Source organism: Candidatus Tisiphia endosymbiont of Nemotelus uliginosus, from assembly GCF_964264755.1.
Classification (GTDB): Bacteria; Pseudomonadota; Alphaproteobacteria; order Rickettsiales; family Rickettsiaceae; genus Tisiphia.
Window position 1 is genome coordinate 141,249 of sequence record NZ_OZ183481.1, and the last position, 13,902, is coordinate 155,150.

The 13,902-nt window shown below is 33.6% G+C and carries 14 protein-coding genes and 1 tRNA gene; 11 read left to right on the forward strand and 4 right to left on the reverse strand.

Annotated elements, in window-relative coordinates:
- Nucleotides 1-534: a GNAT family N-acetyltransferase gene (locus ACFELW_RS00745; RefSeq protein ID WP_341759626.1), complete on the forward strand. Its 534-nt coding sequence runs from the start codon at nucleotides 1-3 to the stop codon at nucleotides 532-534.
- 77 nt (nucleotides 535-611) lie between these two features.
- Entirely contained in the window at nucleotides 612-2,009 is a 1,398-nt protein-coding gene (gene lpdA, locus ACFELW_RS00750) for a dihydrolipoyl dehydrogenase (RefSeq protein WP_375330140.1), read from the forward strand.
- 129 nt (nucleotides 2,010-2,138) lie between these two features.
- On the opposite strand, the gene ACFELW_RS00755 is transcribed toward lpdA, so the two are convergent.
- Together ACFELW_RS00755 and ACFELW_RS00760 are read right to left on the reverse strand one after the other, a co-directional pair.
- On the reverse strand, nucleotides 2,139-2,489 hold the full coding sequence (locus ACFELW_RS00755; RefSeq protein ID WP_375330141.1) for an HIT domain-containing protein: 351 nt from the start codon (nucleotides 2,487-2,489) through the stop codon (nucleotides 2,139-2,141).
- Between the two features lie 22 nt (nucleotides 2,490-2,511).
- Nucleotides 2,512-2,862, reverse strand: coding sequence for a DUF2628 domain-containing protein (locus tag ACFELW_RS00760; RefSeq protein WP_375330142.1), 351 nt, complete (start codon nucleotides 2,860-2,862; stop codon nucleotides 2,512-2,514).
- Between the two features lie 104 nt (nucleotides 2,863-2,966).
- On the opposite strand from ACFELW_RS00760, the gene hslV reads away from it, so the two are divergent.
- The 3 genes from hslV (at nucleotide 2,967) to ACFELW_RS00775 (ending at nucleotide 6,451) form a co-directional block, all read left to right on the forward strand.
- The gene (hslV, locus tag ACFELW_RS00765; RefSeq protein WP_094648690.1) at nucleotides 2,967-3,512 is read left to right on the forward strand and encodes an ATP-dependent protease subunit HslV; all 546 of its coding nucleotides are present in this window, start codon (nucleotides 2,967-2,969) and stop codon (nucleotides 3,510-3,512) included.
- Nucleotides 3,513-3,619: 107 nt separating this feature from the next.
- Entirely contained in the window at nucleotides 3,620-4,930 is a 1,311-nt protein-coding gene (gene hslU / locus ACFELW_RS00770; RefSeq protein WP_375330477.1) for an ATP-dependent protease ATPase subunit HslU, read from the forward strand.
- Nucleotides 4,931-6,451, forward strand: coding sequence for a YifB family Mg chelatase-like AAA ATPase (locus ACFELW_RS00775; protein WP_375330143.1), 1,521 nt, complete (start codon nucleotides 4,931-4,933; stop codon nucleotides 6,449-6,451). It abuts the gene before it with no gap.
- A gap of 142 nt (nucleotides 6,452-6,593) precedes the next feature.
- Here ACFELW_RS00775 and ACFELW_RS00780 read toward each other — a convergent pair whose 3' ends face one another.
- Both ACFELW_RS00780 and ACFELW_RS00785 read right to left on the reverse strand, forming a co-directional pair.
- Entirely contained in the window at nucleotides 6,594-6,818 is a 225-nt protein-coding gene (locus ACFELW_RS00780) for a hypothetical protein (RefSeq protein ID WP_341759629.1), read from the reverse strand.
- A 182-nt stretch (nucleotides 6,819-7,000) separates the two neighbouring features.
- Complete coding sequence (locus ACFELW_RS00785) at nucleotides 7,001-8,887, reverse strand: DUF3857 domain-containing protein (RefSeq protein WP_375330144.1); 1,887 nt, start codon at nucleotides 8,885-8,887, stop codon at nucleotides 7,001-7,003.
- A 737-nt stretch (nucleotides 8,888-9,624) separates the two neighbouring features.
- Here ACFELW_RS00785 and rpmG point away from each other — a divergent pair.
- The 6 genes from rpmG (at nucleotide 9,625) to ACFELW_RS00815 (ending at nucleotide 13,836) form a co-directional block, all read left to right on the forward strand.
- A complete protein-coding gene (gene rpmG, locus ACFELW_RS00790; RefSeq protein WP_094649033.1) occupies nucleotides 9,625-9,795 on the forward strand; it encodes a 50S ribosomal protein L33 in 171 nt (56 codons plus the stop codon).
- A 17-nt stretch (nucleotides 9,796-9,812) separates the two neighbouring features.
- On the forward strand, nucleotides 9,813-10,148 hold the full coding sequence (gene rpsP, locus ACFELW_RS00795) for a 30S ribosomal protein S16 (protein ID WP_341759631.1): 336 nt from the start codon (nucleotides 9,813-9,815) through the stop codon (nucleotides 10,146-10,148).
- Between the two features lie 192 nt (nucleotides 10,149-10,340).
- Nucleotides 10,341-10,415: transfer RNA gene (locus tag ACFELW_RS00800), tRNA-Thr, on the forward strand.
- Nucleotides 10,416-10,441: 26 nt separating this feature from the next.
- The gene (locus ACFELW_RS00805) at nucleotides 10,442-12,187 is read left to right on the forward strand and encodes an ABC transporter ATP-binding protein (protein WP_375330145.1); all 1,746 of its coding nucleotides are present in this window, start codon (nucleotides 10,442-10,444) and stop codon (nucleotides 12,185-12,187) included.
- A 154-nt stretch (nucleotides 12,188-12,341) separates the two neighbouring features.
- Nucleotides 12,342-12,512 carry a hypothetical protein gene (locus ACFELW_RS00810; protein WP_375330146.1) on the forward strand — a complete coding sequence of 57 codons (171 nt, stop codon included), beginning with the start codon at nucleotides 12,342-12,344 and terminating at the stop codon, nucleotides 12,510-12,512.
- Nucleotides 12,513-13,072: 560 nt separating this feature from the next.
- A protein-coding gene (locus ACFELW_RS00815; protein ID WP_375329689.1) for an IS5 family transposase occupies nucleotides 13,073-13,836 on the forward strand; the annotation gives its coding sequence in 2 pieces (ribosomal slippage) (nucleotides 13,073-13,405 and nucleotides 13,408-13,836; 762 coding nt in all).
- Nucleotides 13,837-13,902 lie beyond the last annotated feature (66 nt).

Below are 13,902 nucleotides of genomic sequence, written 5' to 3' on the forward strand. Positions count from 1 at the left end.
ATGAGTAAATATACAGAACTAAATGATGCTAAGATAAGTTTTTGCCTAGCTCAATCACGGGATGAAGGTTTAATAAAATCTTGGCTTGATAAACCACACATTAAAAATTATTGGGACAATAGTAGCGATCTACTGGAAAACCTACAGAATTACTTGCAAGGTACGAAAGATATTTTTGATTATTGGCTAGGCTTTTATGATATGCAACCCTATGCGTTAATAATGACATCAGATGCAAACGACTCTACACCAGAACATCTACTATCTTGGGTTAAACCTAAGGAAATCACTTGGACTATAGATTTTATGATAGGACAAGAAAATTTTCTAGGATTGGGTTTAAGCTCAATGACCTTAGCAAGATTTATAAATACAACAAAACAAGTTAGCACTTGGATAATTGATCCTAGTGAATCAAACCATAAAGCAATTAGTGCCTATAAAAAAGCTGGTTTCAAAATAGTTGATAGTTTTGCTCCATCTACAGGCTATTTTAAGGATGTACCACATTATTTAATGATTTTGAAGAATTAAAAAGCAATTATTTTTTTAGAAACTATTAGTGTTGGTATGTTTATGGTTTATAATGCTATTATTATGGAGGAAAATATATGAAAGAATTTGATTTAATAGTGATTGGTGGTGGTCCGGCTGGTTATACAGGAGCAATAAGAGCAGCCCAGTTGGGTATGAAGGTTGCCTGTATAGAGAAAAGGGTGACGCTTGGTGGTACTTGCCTAAATGTTGGCTGTATTCCTTCCAAAGTATTACTAAATTTTTCGGAGAAATATCATGAAGTATTGAACCATTGTGCCGATATTGGCATTATAACCTCAGCCAAACTTGATTTACAGAAAATGATGACTAGAAAAAGTCAGGTAGTATCAGACTTATGCAAAGGCATAGAAGGTTTGTTTGTAAAAAATAAAATCACTAAATTTACGGGAAGTGCCAAGTTTATTTCAGCCAATCTTGTAGAAATTACTAACGATGCATCAGTTGAACAAATATCGGCTAAGAATATTTTAATTGCTACTGGCTCTGATATTATTGAAATGCCCAATATTACTGTTGATGAGGAATATATAGTGTCATCAACAGGAGCCTTGAGTCTTGCTAAAGTTCCGGAAACTATGGTAGTAATTGGTGGGGGTTATATCGGTTTAGAGCTTGGTTCGGTATGGAACAGGCTTGGTTCCAAAGTAACGGTTATTGAATATGCTGGAAGTATTGTGCCAGCTTTAGATAAAGAGATTATCAGTCAATTTACCAAAATCCTACAAAAACAATCTATTGAATTACGATTAAACACTAAGGTGATATCTGCTGAGAAAAAAGCAGGAAAAGTTGTTTTAGATATACAACAAGCAACTGACAATTCAGCACAACAGGTAATAGCAGATATAGTGCTAGTAGCCGTTGGTAGAAAAGCCCATACAACAAATTTAGGTCTAGATAAATTAGCAATTCAAACGGACAAACACAATAGAATTACGGTTAATGATCAGTTCCAAACAATAATTCCTAATATTTATGCTGTCGGTGATGTAATTGCTGGACCTATGCTCGCTCATAAAGCAGAAGAGGAAGCTGTTGCTGCCGTTGAAATTATGGCAGGTTTAGCAGGTCATGTTAATTACAACCTTATCCCAAGTGTCATCTACACTTATCCAGAAGTGGCAAGTGTTGGCTTAACAGAGGAGCAATTAAAAGAAGCTAAGATTGAGTACAAGGTCGGCAAATTTCCATTTTTGGCAAATAGTCGAGCGAGAAGCACAGGTTGTACTGATGGGATGGTAAAAATATTGGCTGATAGCGTAACGGATAAAGTACTTGGAGCACATATTATAGGCCCTTCAGCTGGTACTATGATTGCAGAGCTTGTAGCATTTATGGAATTTGGTGCTTCTTCAGAAGATATAGCAAGAACTTGTCATGCCCATCCTACCTTAAGTGAAGCCATAAAGGAAGCAGCTTTAGCTGTAGATAGGAGGGCTATTAATTTTTAGGAAGCTTTATATTGACTTGAGCGTTCACGGTTTTTTGCTATTTTCTTATGATAAATAAAAAATCTGCTTGCCAAGCGTCATTGCGAGACCACGAAAGTAGGTCGTGGCAATCCACTATTTTTCTAGAACCTATACCAACTTAGAGATAGTTCTTCCACCAATAATATGGAAATGAAAATGAAACACACTCTGTCCGGATATTGCACCTTTATTGGTAATTAAACGGTAGCCATCTTGCTCTAAACCCACTAGAGACGCAATATAAGATAGTCTGGTGAAATAATTTTTAATTTCATCGCTGGAAGCTTTAAGGATAAAATCACTATAATCAACATATTCCTTTTTTGGTATAACTATTACATGTACCGGAGCTACAGGATTTATATCGTTAAATGCTATTAGATTCTCATCTTCATATATTATCTCTGCTGGTAGATCCTTGCCAATAATTTTCGCAAAAACGTTGTTCTTATCATACATATTCATTATACTCTAATTCTTATTACCTACTTAAGTGTTTTAAAAATTTTAATTCAGCTTCTATCTCAGATTTTGCTAATATTACCTCTTCAAGTTGGTATTTCTTTCGTTGCAGATCATATTCTCTCATATCGCTACTAAAAAAACCAAATATTAACATAATAGCTATTCGACTGGCAAAGGTAAGATAAGTAAAACCTAAGCTTGATATAGCTACACTTATTATTAAAGTAATGATTAGTGCTATCCACATTCTATGATATAATGCCCAAAACATATTAAAAAATGCAGCAAATAATGAAAAACCCTGCTTGATAATGATAAAATCATTATCTTTTTTTTGAGGATTAACATATATTGAATAAATATTCATAGGAGAGTCTTGTAATTATGATACTGAATGATTACTTAAACATCATAATAATAAACAAACAACTAAACATCAATAGCTAAACATCAATATTTAGAAGATTATTTATGTCAGACAACTCATTACACGGGACTACTATACTGTGCTTAAGAAAAGGCGGAGAAGTCGTGATTACCGCTGATGGTCAGGTTTCCCTTGGTAATACAATTTTAAAATCGACAGCCAAAAAATTAAGAACTATGTTCAATAATAGTATTATTGCAGGCTTTGCTGGCTCTACTGCCGATGCTTTAACTTTATTTGAAAAACTAGAATTAAAGCTAGAAAAACATTCATACCAGTTACTGAGAAGTGCAGTAGAATTGGCAAAAGAGTGGCGTAGCGATAAATATTTACGTAAACTTGAAGCAATGATGATTGTTGCAGATAAAAAAAATATATTAATTCTAACTGGTAATGGTGATGTAGTTGAACCTGACGGGGATGCTGCTGCCATTGGTTCTGGTGGATTATATGCCCTGGCAAGTGCTAGGGGATTAATGTCTTTTGATAATAACCTAACTGCAGAAGAGATTGCTTTAAAATCAATGCATATTGCAGCTGACATTTGTGTTTTCTCTAATCATAACATTATTTTAGAAAAAGTTATATGAGTACTAGTATTAAGAAAAAATCCGCGGGAACTCCTGCTAAATCTGTAAAAACTTCGGTTAAACCTGTAAGAACTCCACCTAAATCAGTGGAAATTCCTGCTAAATCTATGGGATTAACTCCTTCTAAAATCGTAGCTGAGCTTGATAGATTCATTGTTGGACAATATAAGGCCAAAAAAGCTGTGGCGATCGCTTTACGCAATCGCTGTAGGCGTAGAAATGTAGCCGAGCCACTTCGTCAAGAAATCGTTCCAAAAAATATTTTAATGATTGGACCAACTGGCGTAGGTAAGACTGAAATCGCTAGAAGGCTTGCTAAGCTTAGCGGCTCACCTTTTCTTAAAATAGAAGCCACTAAATTTACTGAAGTAGGATATGTTGGACGAGACGTTGAGTCAATAATACGAGATTTAGTGGAGATAGCTGTTAATACCCAAAAAGCTAATGCTAAAAAAGAAGTTATTGCTAATGCAACTTTAAAAACTGTAGAAAGAGTATTGGACGCTTTAGTAGGCAAATCGGCATCAGTTGAGACTAGAGAGAAATTTCGTCTTAAGCTTGAAAAAGGTGAACTCGATGATAATGAAATTGAGATCAATATAGCAGATTCAGGTAGCATATTTGGTGGTAATTTTGAAATTCCTGGTATGCCAGGAGAGGCTATGGGGGTGTTAAATGTTTCTGATATGATCAGCAAAGTCATCGGTACTAGTAAAACAAAAAACAAAAAAATGCTAGTTAAAGATACTATGTTAACTATCTTGGCTGAAGAGTCAGATAAATTGATTGATCAAGAAAAAATTACTCAAGATGCATTAGTGCTAGTACAAAATGATGGTATAGTATTTTTGGATGAGATTGATAAAATCACTTCAAGACCTGAGGGAAAAAGCTCAGAGATTAGTAGAGAGGGAGTACAGAGGGATTTATTACCTATTATTGAGGGTACAACAGTTAATACTAAGTATGGTCCTGTAGAAACTGCTCATATATTATTTATAGCATCAGGGGCTTTTCATTTATCAAAACCATCTGATTTATTGCCCGAGTTGCAAGGAAGGCTACCTATTAGAGTAGAGTTAAACTCACTTACTAAGGAAGATATGGTGAAAATCTTGGTTGAACCAGAATCAAGTTTAATAAAACAATATTCAGCCTTAATTGGCACCGAAGGGGTAGAATTACAATTTACTGATAAGGCAATAGATAAGATTGCTACTTATGCAGCAAAAGTTAACTTAGAAATTGAAGATATTGGAGCAAGAAGATTGCATACTATTTTAGAAAATTTATTGGAGGATATAAGTTTTAATGCAAGTGACATGAAAGAAAAAAAGGTAGTTATGGAGGATCATTTTGTCGACCAGCAATTATCAAAAATTATCAAAAATCTGGATTTAGTAAAATTTATTTTGTAAATGATAGTTCATCTTGGCAGTTTAACCTTTAGTGGTATAGACATTATTGATGTCGATGTGCAAGTACAGATATCGCCAGGTATACCTAATTTTACTATAGTAGGGCTAGCGGATAAAACCATTGGTGAGTCTAAAGAAAGGGTTAGGGCAGCTCTGTCTTCCATAGGTCTTGCCCTACCTGCCAAGAAAATACTTATAAATTTAGCTCCAGCCGATTTGGTTAAAGAGGGTAGTCATTTTGACCTTGCTATTGCTTGTGCCATACTTAGCAGTATGAAAATTTTACCAGCTGGAGAAATGCAAGAATATTTAGTAATAGGGGAATTATCTCTAGATGGTTCTATATTACCTGTCAGTGGAGCTTTGCCTGCTGCTATTGGTGCTGCAGCTAGAAATAAAGGGCTAATTTGTTCAAAACAGAATGGTCAGGAAGCTGCCTGGTCTGGCAATAATAATATTTTGGTAGCAAGTAATTTAATAGAGTTAGTTAATCATTTTAAAGGTCTGCAAATATTATCATCACCAGAATTGGAAATTGACACTAGCATCATAAATTACCCTGACTTTAAAGAGATCAAAGGGCAGAAAACAGCCAAGCGAGCTTTAGAAATAGCAGCTTCAGGTAGCCATAATTTATTAATGTTTGGTCCACCTGGTACTGGGAAATCGATGCTGGCACAATGTATACCTGGCATATTACCCAAAATGCGACCCGAAGAAATATTAGAGTGCAGTACTATAGCAAGCGTTGCAGGCAAGTTAGCAAATGGCAAACTATCAAGGGTTAGACCCTTTCGTGCTCCTCACCATTCCTGCTCGATAGCAGCAATGGTCGGTGGTGGTGTGGGTAAAAGAGTAAAGCCAGGTGAGATTTCATTAGCCCATAATGGGGTATTATTTTTAGACGAATTACCAGAGTTTCCACCTAATGTTATCGAATCTCTAAGGCAACCAATTGAAACTGGGGAAATACTAATTGCTAGATCAAATTCGCATATTAAATATCCAGCTAACTTTCAGCTAATAGCCGCAATGAATCCTTGTAAATGCGGTTATTTAAGCGATCCGCATAAAGCATGTTCAAGAGCTCCAAAATGTGGTAGTGATTATCAGATGCGTATTTCCGGTCCAATCATGGATCGATTTGATCTACATATAAATGTAGGCTCTATCGATTCATATAATTATAATTTAATAGGAGATGATACAGAAGAAGGGTCTGAACAAATAGCCAATAGGGTCGAAATAGCTCGCAATATTCAACAAACTAGATATGAAGGATATAATATCAAAACAAATAATCGTTTGGATGGGCAACTGCTTATTGAATATGCACTACCAGTTGATGATGGAAAAGATTTACTTAACGAAGCCGCTACAAAATTTCGTATATCAATGCGGGCATATAATAGAATCTTACGAGTTGCAAGAACTATAGCTGACCTAGAAGGTTCTCGCAATGTCTATAAGATACATATTGCCGAAGCACTAAACTATAGAAAAATGGATAATAATCCATAAGAATAGGAATACAACCGTCATTGCGGAGGTGTAAGCCGACGAAGCAATTGTAAGTTAAAAGTATAGTATCCATGAAGTAACCAAAAATGGAATACTTTGTCGACCTTACGGTCTCCTCGCAATCTGATATATCCCCACGAAATTAAGCACGACAAAGCTCCGTCTTTATAATAGATGCTAGGGGTTCTACCAATGGTTTTATGGCATGCAAATAATTAAATTCAATAATAAATTTCCCAAGGGTAAAATACAAATAAATCTTTTTGTCTTTTACTGTGTTAGGTTGGAAAATTCTTTGCATACCTTGGCTATAGCCTACCACACCTATAACCCAATATGTTATAATAACAATGGCAGATAGTAACATTAAAACTCCCCATCTATTATTACTTCATTTAATACTGTTTTTACATCCATAACCTACTATTTCCATCATCATTAAATAATGATGATATTCTATCAATTCTTGCTATTTTGCAACAATTTCGTGGGGATATACATCAGCTCGCAATGACGTTTTGTACTTTAAATTTTGTTCACAGAGCCTAGTTACTCACATAATATTATCGCAACTCGAGCAAATTCATTTTCTAACTTAGTTTTAAGATTTTTATACTGAGAAGTTTTTAATTCTTCCTGGGTAATCAAGCTCTTTTTTATGGTTATTATATCTGTGAATACAGTATCTTTATCCTGATATTTACATGATCTATTCACATATATCCAGGGAGTATCAATCTCAAAGTTTAATTTTTTACAATCTTTAACTATAATATTTTTGATAATCATATATTTCTTGTTAGTTTCAGGCATACCTATAAAGATGTCTGATATCTGGTCAGAAGCTGTATGGGTGATATCATCTGATCTATTAGACTTTAAAGTTAAAGCAACCCCCATATTTGTTTTAGAAATTCTATTTCTTTGCTGTAATGCATATTTGATTGTAATATCTTTAACAATACGAGAAGTAAGATCAGGTAATTCTAAGAATTTTTTGTCTTCTTCATTAAGATATTCTCCACTCAACCTACGGAAAGTAAAATCCTTTAACTGTTCAGTTGAATAATATAATCCCCAACCACTCATGCTTGATGCCACTTCTCCCTTCATATCAAACTGACCAGACAGTTCTACAATATTATTTTTTATAACTAATTCCTCGCGTGATATAGTTTGTGAAGTTTCAGGCTGTATATTGGCAATTTTGGTATAACCAGCTTCTTGAACATCCAAGGTCAATGCTATCTTATCAGCAATATCTGGAAAAATTCCTTGTGCCATACTAACAAGATTTGTTGGATCAATCCAATATACTTTGCCATTTTTATTAGTTACTTTAAGCATCGCATGATTAAAATTTCCCATGTTAGGTAAGGCATCTGGATTAGAAAAATTAGTAATACCTCGCATTACAAAAATAGGTTGAACTTTATAATCAAGTTTTTGCAAGATAGCAGCAGTACTTGCAGAAAAATCTTTACAATCACCAATTTGCGAACTGGCTACTTTTTCTAAATCTCTAGGAAAGTAACGACCTGATACTGTTCGCCAATCACCCATATATTGGATTTTTTCATTTAATGCAGAAGTGACAAAATTAATTTTTTCTTCGTCGGTATTCTTGTCTGCAGCAGATTCGGCTATATTCATGAAAATTGCAGGAAGTGGTTGGTTAATTACACTAGAATACCCAGGAGCAAGTTGTTTAGCCAAGTCTTGCCATTTGGTTAAACTTGACAAGGATACCCAAGTAGTATGCTTAATATTTAATATAGCATGACTTGGTTCATTTGTTATAAAATCGTAAACAGGCTTTTCTAAGATAATTTCTGCCGAATGAAAATCACTTTCAGCATCTTTAATAATTTTTAATACGCCTTTTGGATCATTTACTTTAATATTCAAAGGTAATTTAGAATTAATCTTAGTATGACTTGCCTGCCAATAACAGTCCCCACCGTAAAATAAATTAGTACTATAAAAATTATCTACAGGAACTTTTGTTTCAACATGCTTATATTTTAAATATATTTCTGCTCCAAGTTCTGCTTTAGGAAATGATATGGTTATTTGTCTTAATTGATCAAAACCTTTACCAAAAAAGGCTAGTGGTTTATCCTCAATCATATCTTTAGTGACTATATATTCTTGTCCATTATAAATAGTTTTAGCTTCTAATATAGAAATTGCAGAACTATTTTCATTATAAGTTAAACGATGTTGGGAAAAAGCATCACGCCCTGATTCTTTTAGTATTTTTGCATGCATTTCTGTTATTGATTCAAAAGTGCCATCTTGATTGACATTAATATTGTGGCTATAAAGTTTAATCTCAACAGGGGCATCTTCATAGCTACTCCACCTAGCTTGAGCGGTAGGGTTTATTACAAATACTAATAATATTAGGTGCAGAAAAGATTTTAAATAACTCATTATATAATCCTATAAAAAATTAGTTGTTAGTTGTATAGCTAACCCGAATATGTTTTAGATATATCTTAAATATAACAGATTTTTTTGATCCACTAATAGCTGTTTTCATTATTTTTGCGATATTGCTTATTTTTTTATCCCTAACTTAGTACATTATAGTGAATTAACTTGAATTGGCAACGTTATAAATCCGATTAGTATTTAGTCCCAACGTTATTGCGAGGAGTGGGTAAACACGACGAAGCAATCCAAAAAATGATTAAAAATTGCTTCGTCGGCTTATGCCTCCTTGCCAATAGACGGTTAAGACCTCACCTTACGCATAAACCACATGACAATTTAAAAATTCTGGAAAAGTACAAAACGCTATTAGCGAGACCACTACGTGGACGAAGCAATCCACATTCATTAGATTGCTTCGTCGCTACTAAAGTAGCTTCTCGCAATGACTATGTGTTGCAAAGTAGTTCCTCACAACGACGCTAGGTTATATTTTCCCTATGATTTTTAAATGGTATGTGTAAGGTGAGTTTAAAAGTCGTATTTTACTCTTGACTATTTGTTAGCTTACTTTTATTATGACTGAAAATTTGTAAAAACTACAAAAATATTTGTAAAAACTACAGAAATATCTATAAATACTACAGAAATATTTGTGAATACTACAAAAAATTTGTAAAAACTACAGAAAATTTTGTAAAAACTACAAAAAGATAATACAAAAAGGTTTGATAGTTGTGGCTAAAAAAAATAAAAATGTTTTGGTAAGACTTGTTAGTACAGCTGGTACAGGGTATTTTTTGGTAAAGAAGCGCAATCCTAAAACCCAAACTGAGAAGTTAGCATTTAAAAAATATGATCCGGTAGTTAGGAAACACGTTCCTTTTAAAGAAGAAAAGATTAAGTAGTGAAATAGTAGGAATATATGGCAACAAAAATTCGTTTGGCAAGAGGTGGGGCAAAAAAACGTCCCCATTATAGAGTGGTTGTAGCAAATGCAACAGCTCCTAGAGATGGTGATTTTTTGGAGAAGGTAGGTACTTATAATCCTATGCTTGTCAAGGGTGATGCAAATCGTGTAATTCTAAAATCTGATCGTATAGAATATTGGTTAAGTACTGGTGCTCAACCTACAGAGCGTGTGGCAAAGTTTATTGAAGAAGCTGGTATAGCACTTCCAGCATCGATCAAAAAGAAAATGGAAATAAAAATTAAGAATCGTAAAATAAAACCTCCTAAGAAAGAGTCCAAAAAAGCTTAAATAACATGGCGTAAGCTGAAGAATTAATTATAAGTCTAAAAAACGTCATTGCGAAGAGCTGCAAAGCGGCGACGTGGCAATCTATAAAAGTGATTAGAAATGGATTGAGGTTTACACCTCCTCGCAATGGCGATGTGTTGCAAAGTATCTCCTCGCAATGACATTAAAGGTCACACGAGCTTTTTCTTATCTGCCGGATTAGCTCAGTGGTAGAGCAACCGCCTTGTAAGCGGTAGGTCGTCAGTTCAAATCCGACATCCGGCACCACAGCAAGTAACAAAATTATTTTTGTAATGCATAAGACAATTCCTTGTAGATTTATCAACTATTTAAAGTTCTATAAATTAGATCTTGCAATTGTCATGTTGGCATTATTATGTGTGTCAATTTCTTTGCTAGCAATAGGTGGAGCTTTTAGGCAGTTAATCGATAGCGGTTTGAAAGGAAATTATCTACAATCAATCAACCAATCAATATTATATATTAGTATTTTAATATTAATTTTTAGTACGGGTAGTTTTTTCCGTTCTTATTTCATTAATAATATTGCTGAAAAAATCGTTAGTCAAATTAGGCAAGAGGCTTACAGTAACATAATTAATTTCGATATTGTTTGTTTTGAGGATCTCAAAATTGGTGATATCATTTCCCGCCTGAGTGTGGATATAGAACTTATTTATAAGTTGATTGTCAATTTTCTCTCTTTTTTTGTTCGTAACTCAATAATGCTAATTGGTGGAATTATCTTAATGTTCTGCCAGAGTCCTAAACTCGCTGCGATTGTCATTATTATTATACCATTATTATTGCTACCACTAATAAAATTTGGCAAATATGTACGAAATTTATCAAAAAATGTTCTCCAATCACAAGCCAATATTACCGCTAATTTAGAAGAGAGCGTATCAAATATTTGTGCAATACAAGCTTTTAATCAGCAGGAAAATAAAGTAGCGGCTTTCAATAAGCAAATTTCTGATTATTTACAACATGCGGCAAGTCGTTTAAAAGTCCGTTCAGTATTTTTTGCTTTGGCTATTTCAGTTATACTATTCTCCATCACTATAGTTATATGGGTAGGTAGCAGAGATATAGTACAGGGTCATTTATCATCAGGTCAGATGATATCATTTATTTATTACGCTATCATCGCTGGTGTAAGTAGTGGGGGTATTTTTGAGCTTTTAACTGAAGTCCACTCATCTCTTGTAGCCTCGGAAAGAGTTTTTGTTCTTATAGATTATACTTGCAAAAATCAACTAACTAATGTTCCAATGGGTGATTATCAAGATAATAAATCTTCTTTGAGTATAGAGTTTGACAATGTAAGTTTTGTCTATCCATCAAGATTAGACAATTTAGTTATAGATGATCTGTCATTTAAGATAGATAAAGGTAAGTTTATTGGTATAGTTGGCAGATCGGGTGCTGGTAAAAGTACTATTATGCAATTAATGTTAAAATTTTATTTTCCTGAGAAAGGAACAATTAGAATTGCTGGTCAAGATATATCCAAAACTCAAGATCATCAGATAAGACGCAAGATTGCCTATGTTCCACAAGACTCAAGTATTTTTTCTGGTACAATTAGGTCAAATATTGCTTTTGCTAAACCTGATGCAAGTATGGAAGAAATAATAGAAGCAGCTAATAACACCGGTATAATGGATTTTGTCCAGAATCTTAAAGAAGGATTAGATACTGAAATTGGTGAGAAGGGTATTAGATTATCTGGAGGACAAAAACAACGAATAGCTATCAGTAGGGCAATTCTATATAACCCAGAAATTTTACTTTTAGATGAAGCAATGAGTGCCTTAGATAGCGAGAATGAACAAAAATTACTGAGTAAATTGCAACAAATAATGAAAGGCAAAACTATATTATCGATTGCTCATCGTATTTCAAGTATAGAACAGGCTGATGAAATTTTGCTAATTGATCATGGAACGTTAATTGCTCGGGATACTCATGTTAAATTGTTAGAAAAAAGTGAAATCTATAAAATAATCTGCCAAGAACAATCAATAAATTTGTAAAGAATCATTATAATAATAGATATTTTAACTAAAATGACACATAGTTATCATATTAATAATTTATTTTTATATTGGAAGGTAATTTTATCAATTATTTGACTTGAATATTACACAGTTTAAGCTAGAATCACCAATACAAAAAATGAGGTTTATTATGAAAAATTTATTAACTATTATTCTAACTTTAGCTTTCTCTATTTCTGCTTTTGCTGGAGCAACTTCTGAGAAAAAAGATTCAACTACTACGGATCATCAAGAAGAAACTACGGATGCACAAGATCCAAACATGAAGAAGAAAGACGACAAGAAAGAAGAAAAGAAATAATTTCTTTATTCTACAGGCTGGTATAGGATATTTTCTATACCAGCTCTCTCTTTGGAGTACTGCAAAAAAGCAGTATCATTTCTGTAGGTTCTTATCCTATTGCTATTCTCCCGTTATATCCCTTAGCTATACGTAAACTATTGTTATTTTCGCGTCTTATCTTCGAGATAGAAAAGTGCTAAGAATGTTAATGTAAAGAGGTTTGTAGGGATTTTGTTATAGGATTTGTAGTCATGTAAATGATATTTTTTGTTTGATATTATCAGATTCCAGAGATATAATCTCTTTCATGTATATTACAATCGTTCCAAACAGAAATTCTCGCCCTGCAATATTGCTTCTTGGCTTACGCCTTCTCGCAATGACGTTTTTATTGCTGTTGTAATACTTATAGAATAAAAATTGTATGGTACTATCGGAAGAAGAATGTACAAAATTTTTACCATAGCTTTTTTTCAAAAAATAGAGTATACTTTAATTAGGGCGTGTCATCAATTAAGTTGACATAAATATTAGGATGAGGCAAATTAGATATTGGTAAAAAAATAAGAAGGTGACCAATGCGCAGATATGCTTTAAGAGATGATCAATGGGAAAGGATAAAGGATATTTTACCTGGAAAAGAAGGAGACGTAGGAGCAAGTGCCAAAGATAATAGATTATTCGTAGAAGCTGTATTATATAGATATCGTGCTGGTATACCGTGGAGAGACTTACCAGAAAGATTTGGAGATTTTAGAGTAATTCATACAAGACATACACGTTGGAGCCAAAAAGATGTATGGAAGAAGGTTTTTGAACTACTTGCACAAGATGCAGATAATGAATATAGTATGATTGATTCAACGATTGTTAGAGTACATCAACATAGTGCCGGAGCTAAAAAAAAGTCATAGTAGATGACCAAGCAATAGGTCGTAGTAAAGGTGGTTTATCAACTAAAATTCATGCAACTGTTGATGCTTTAGGAAATCCGACAGCTTTTTATTTAACCCCTGGTCAGTCGCATGATTTACAAGGTTCTGATGCTTTAATGGAAACTTTGACAAAAGCGGATACCGTAATTGCAGATAAGGCTTATGATGCTAAGGCAAGAATGAGGAATAAGATAAAAGATAAGAATTGCACTCCTGTAATTCCATCCAAGAAGAATCGTAAATTTCCTGTAGAATATGATGTAGAGCTTTATAAGTATCGTCATTTAATTGAAAATTTCTTTGCAAAACTTAAACAATCTCGAGGCATTGCTACGCGTTATGATAAACTAGCTCAGAATTTTCTGGGAGCAATTTATTTGGCTTCTTCTGTAATATTACTTAATTGATGACACGTCCTAGATTAATTTTCAAAATAATTTTTATTCTTCAACAAAACCACAATTATTAACTAA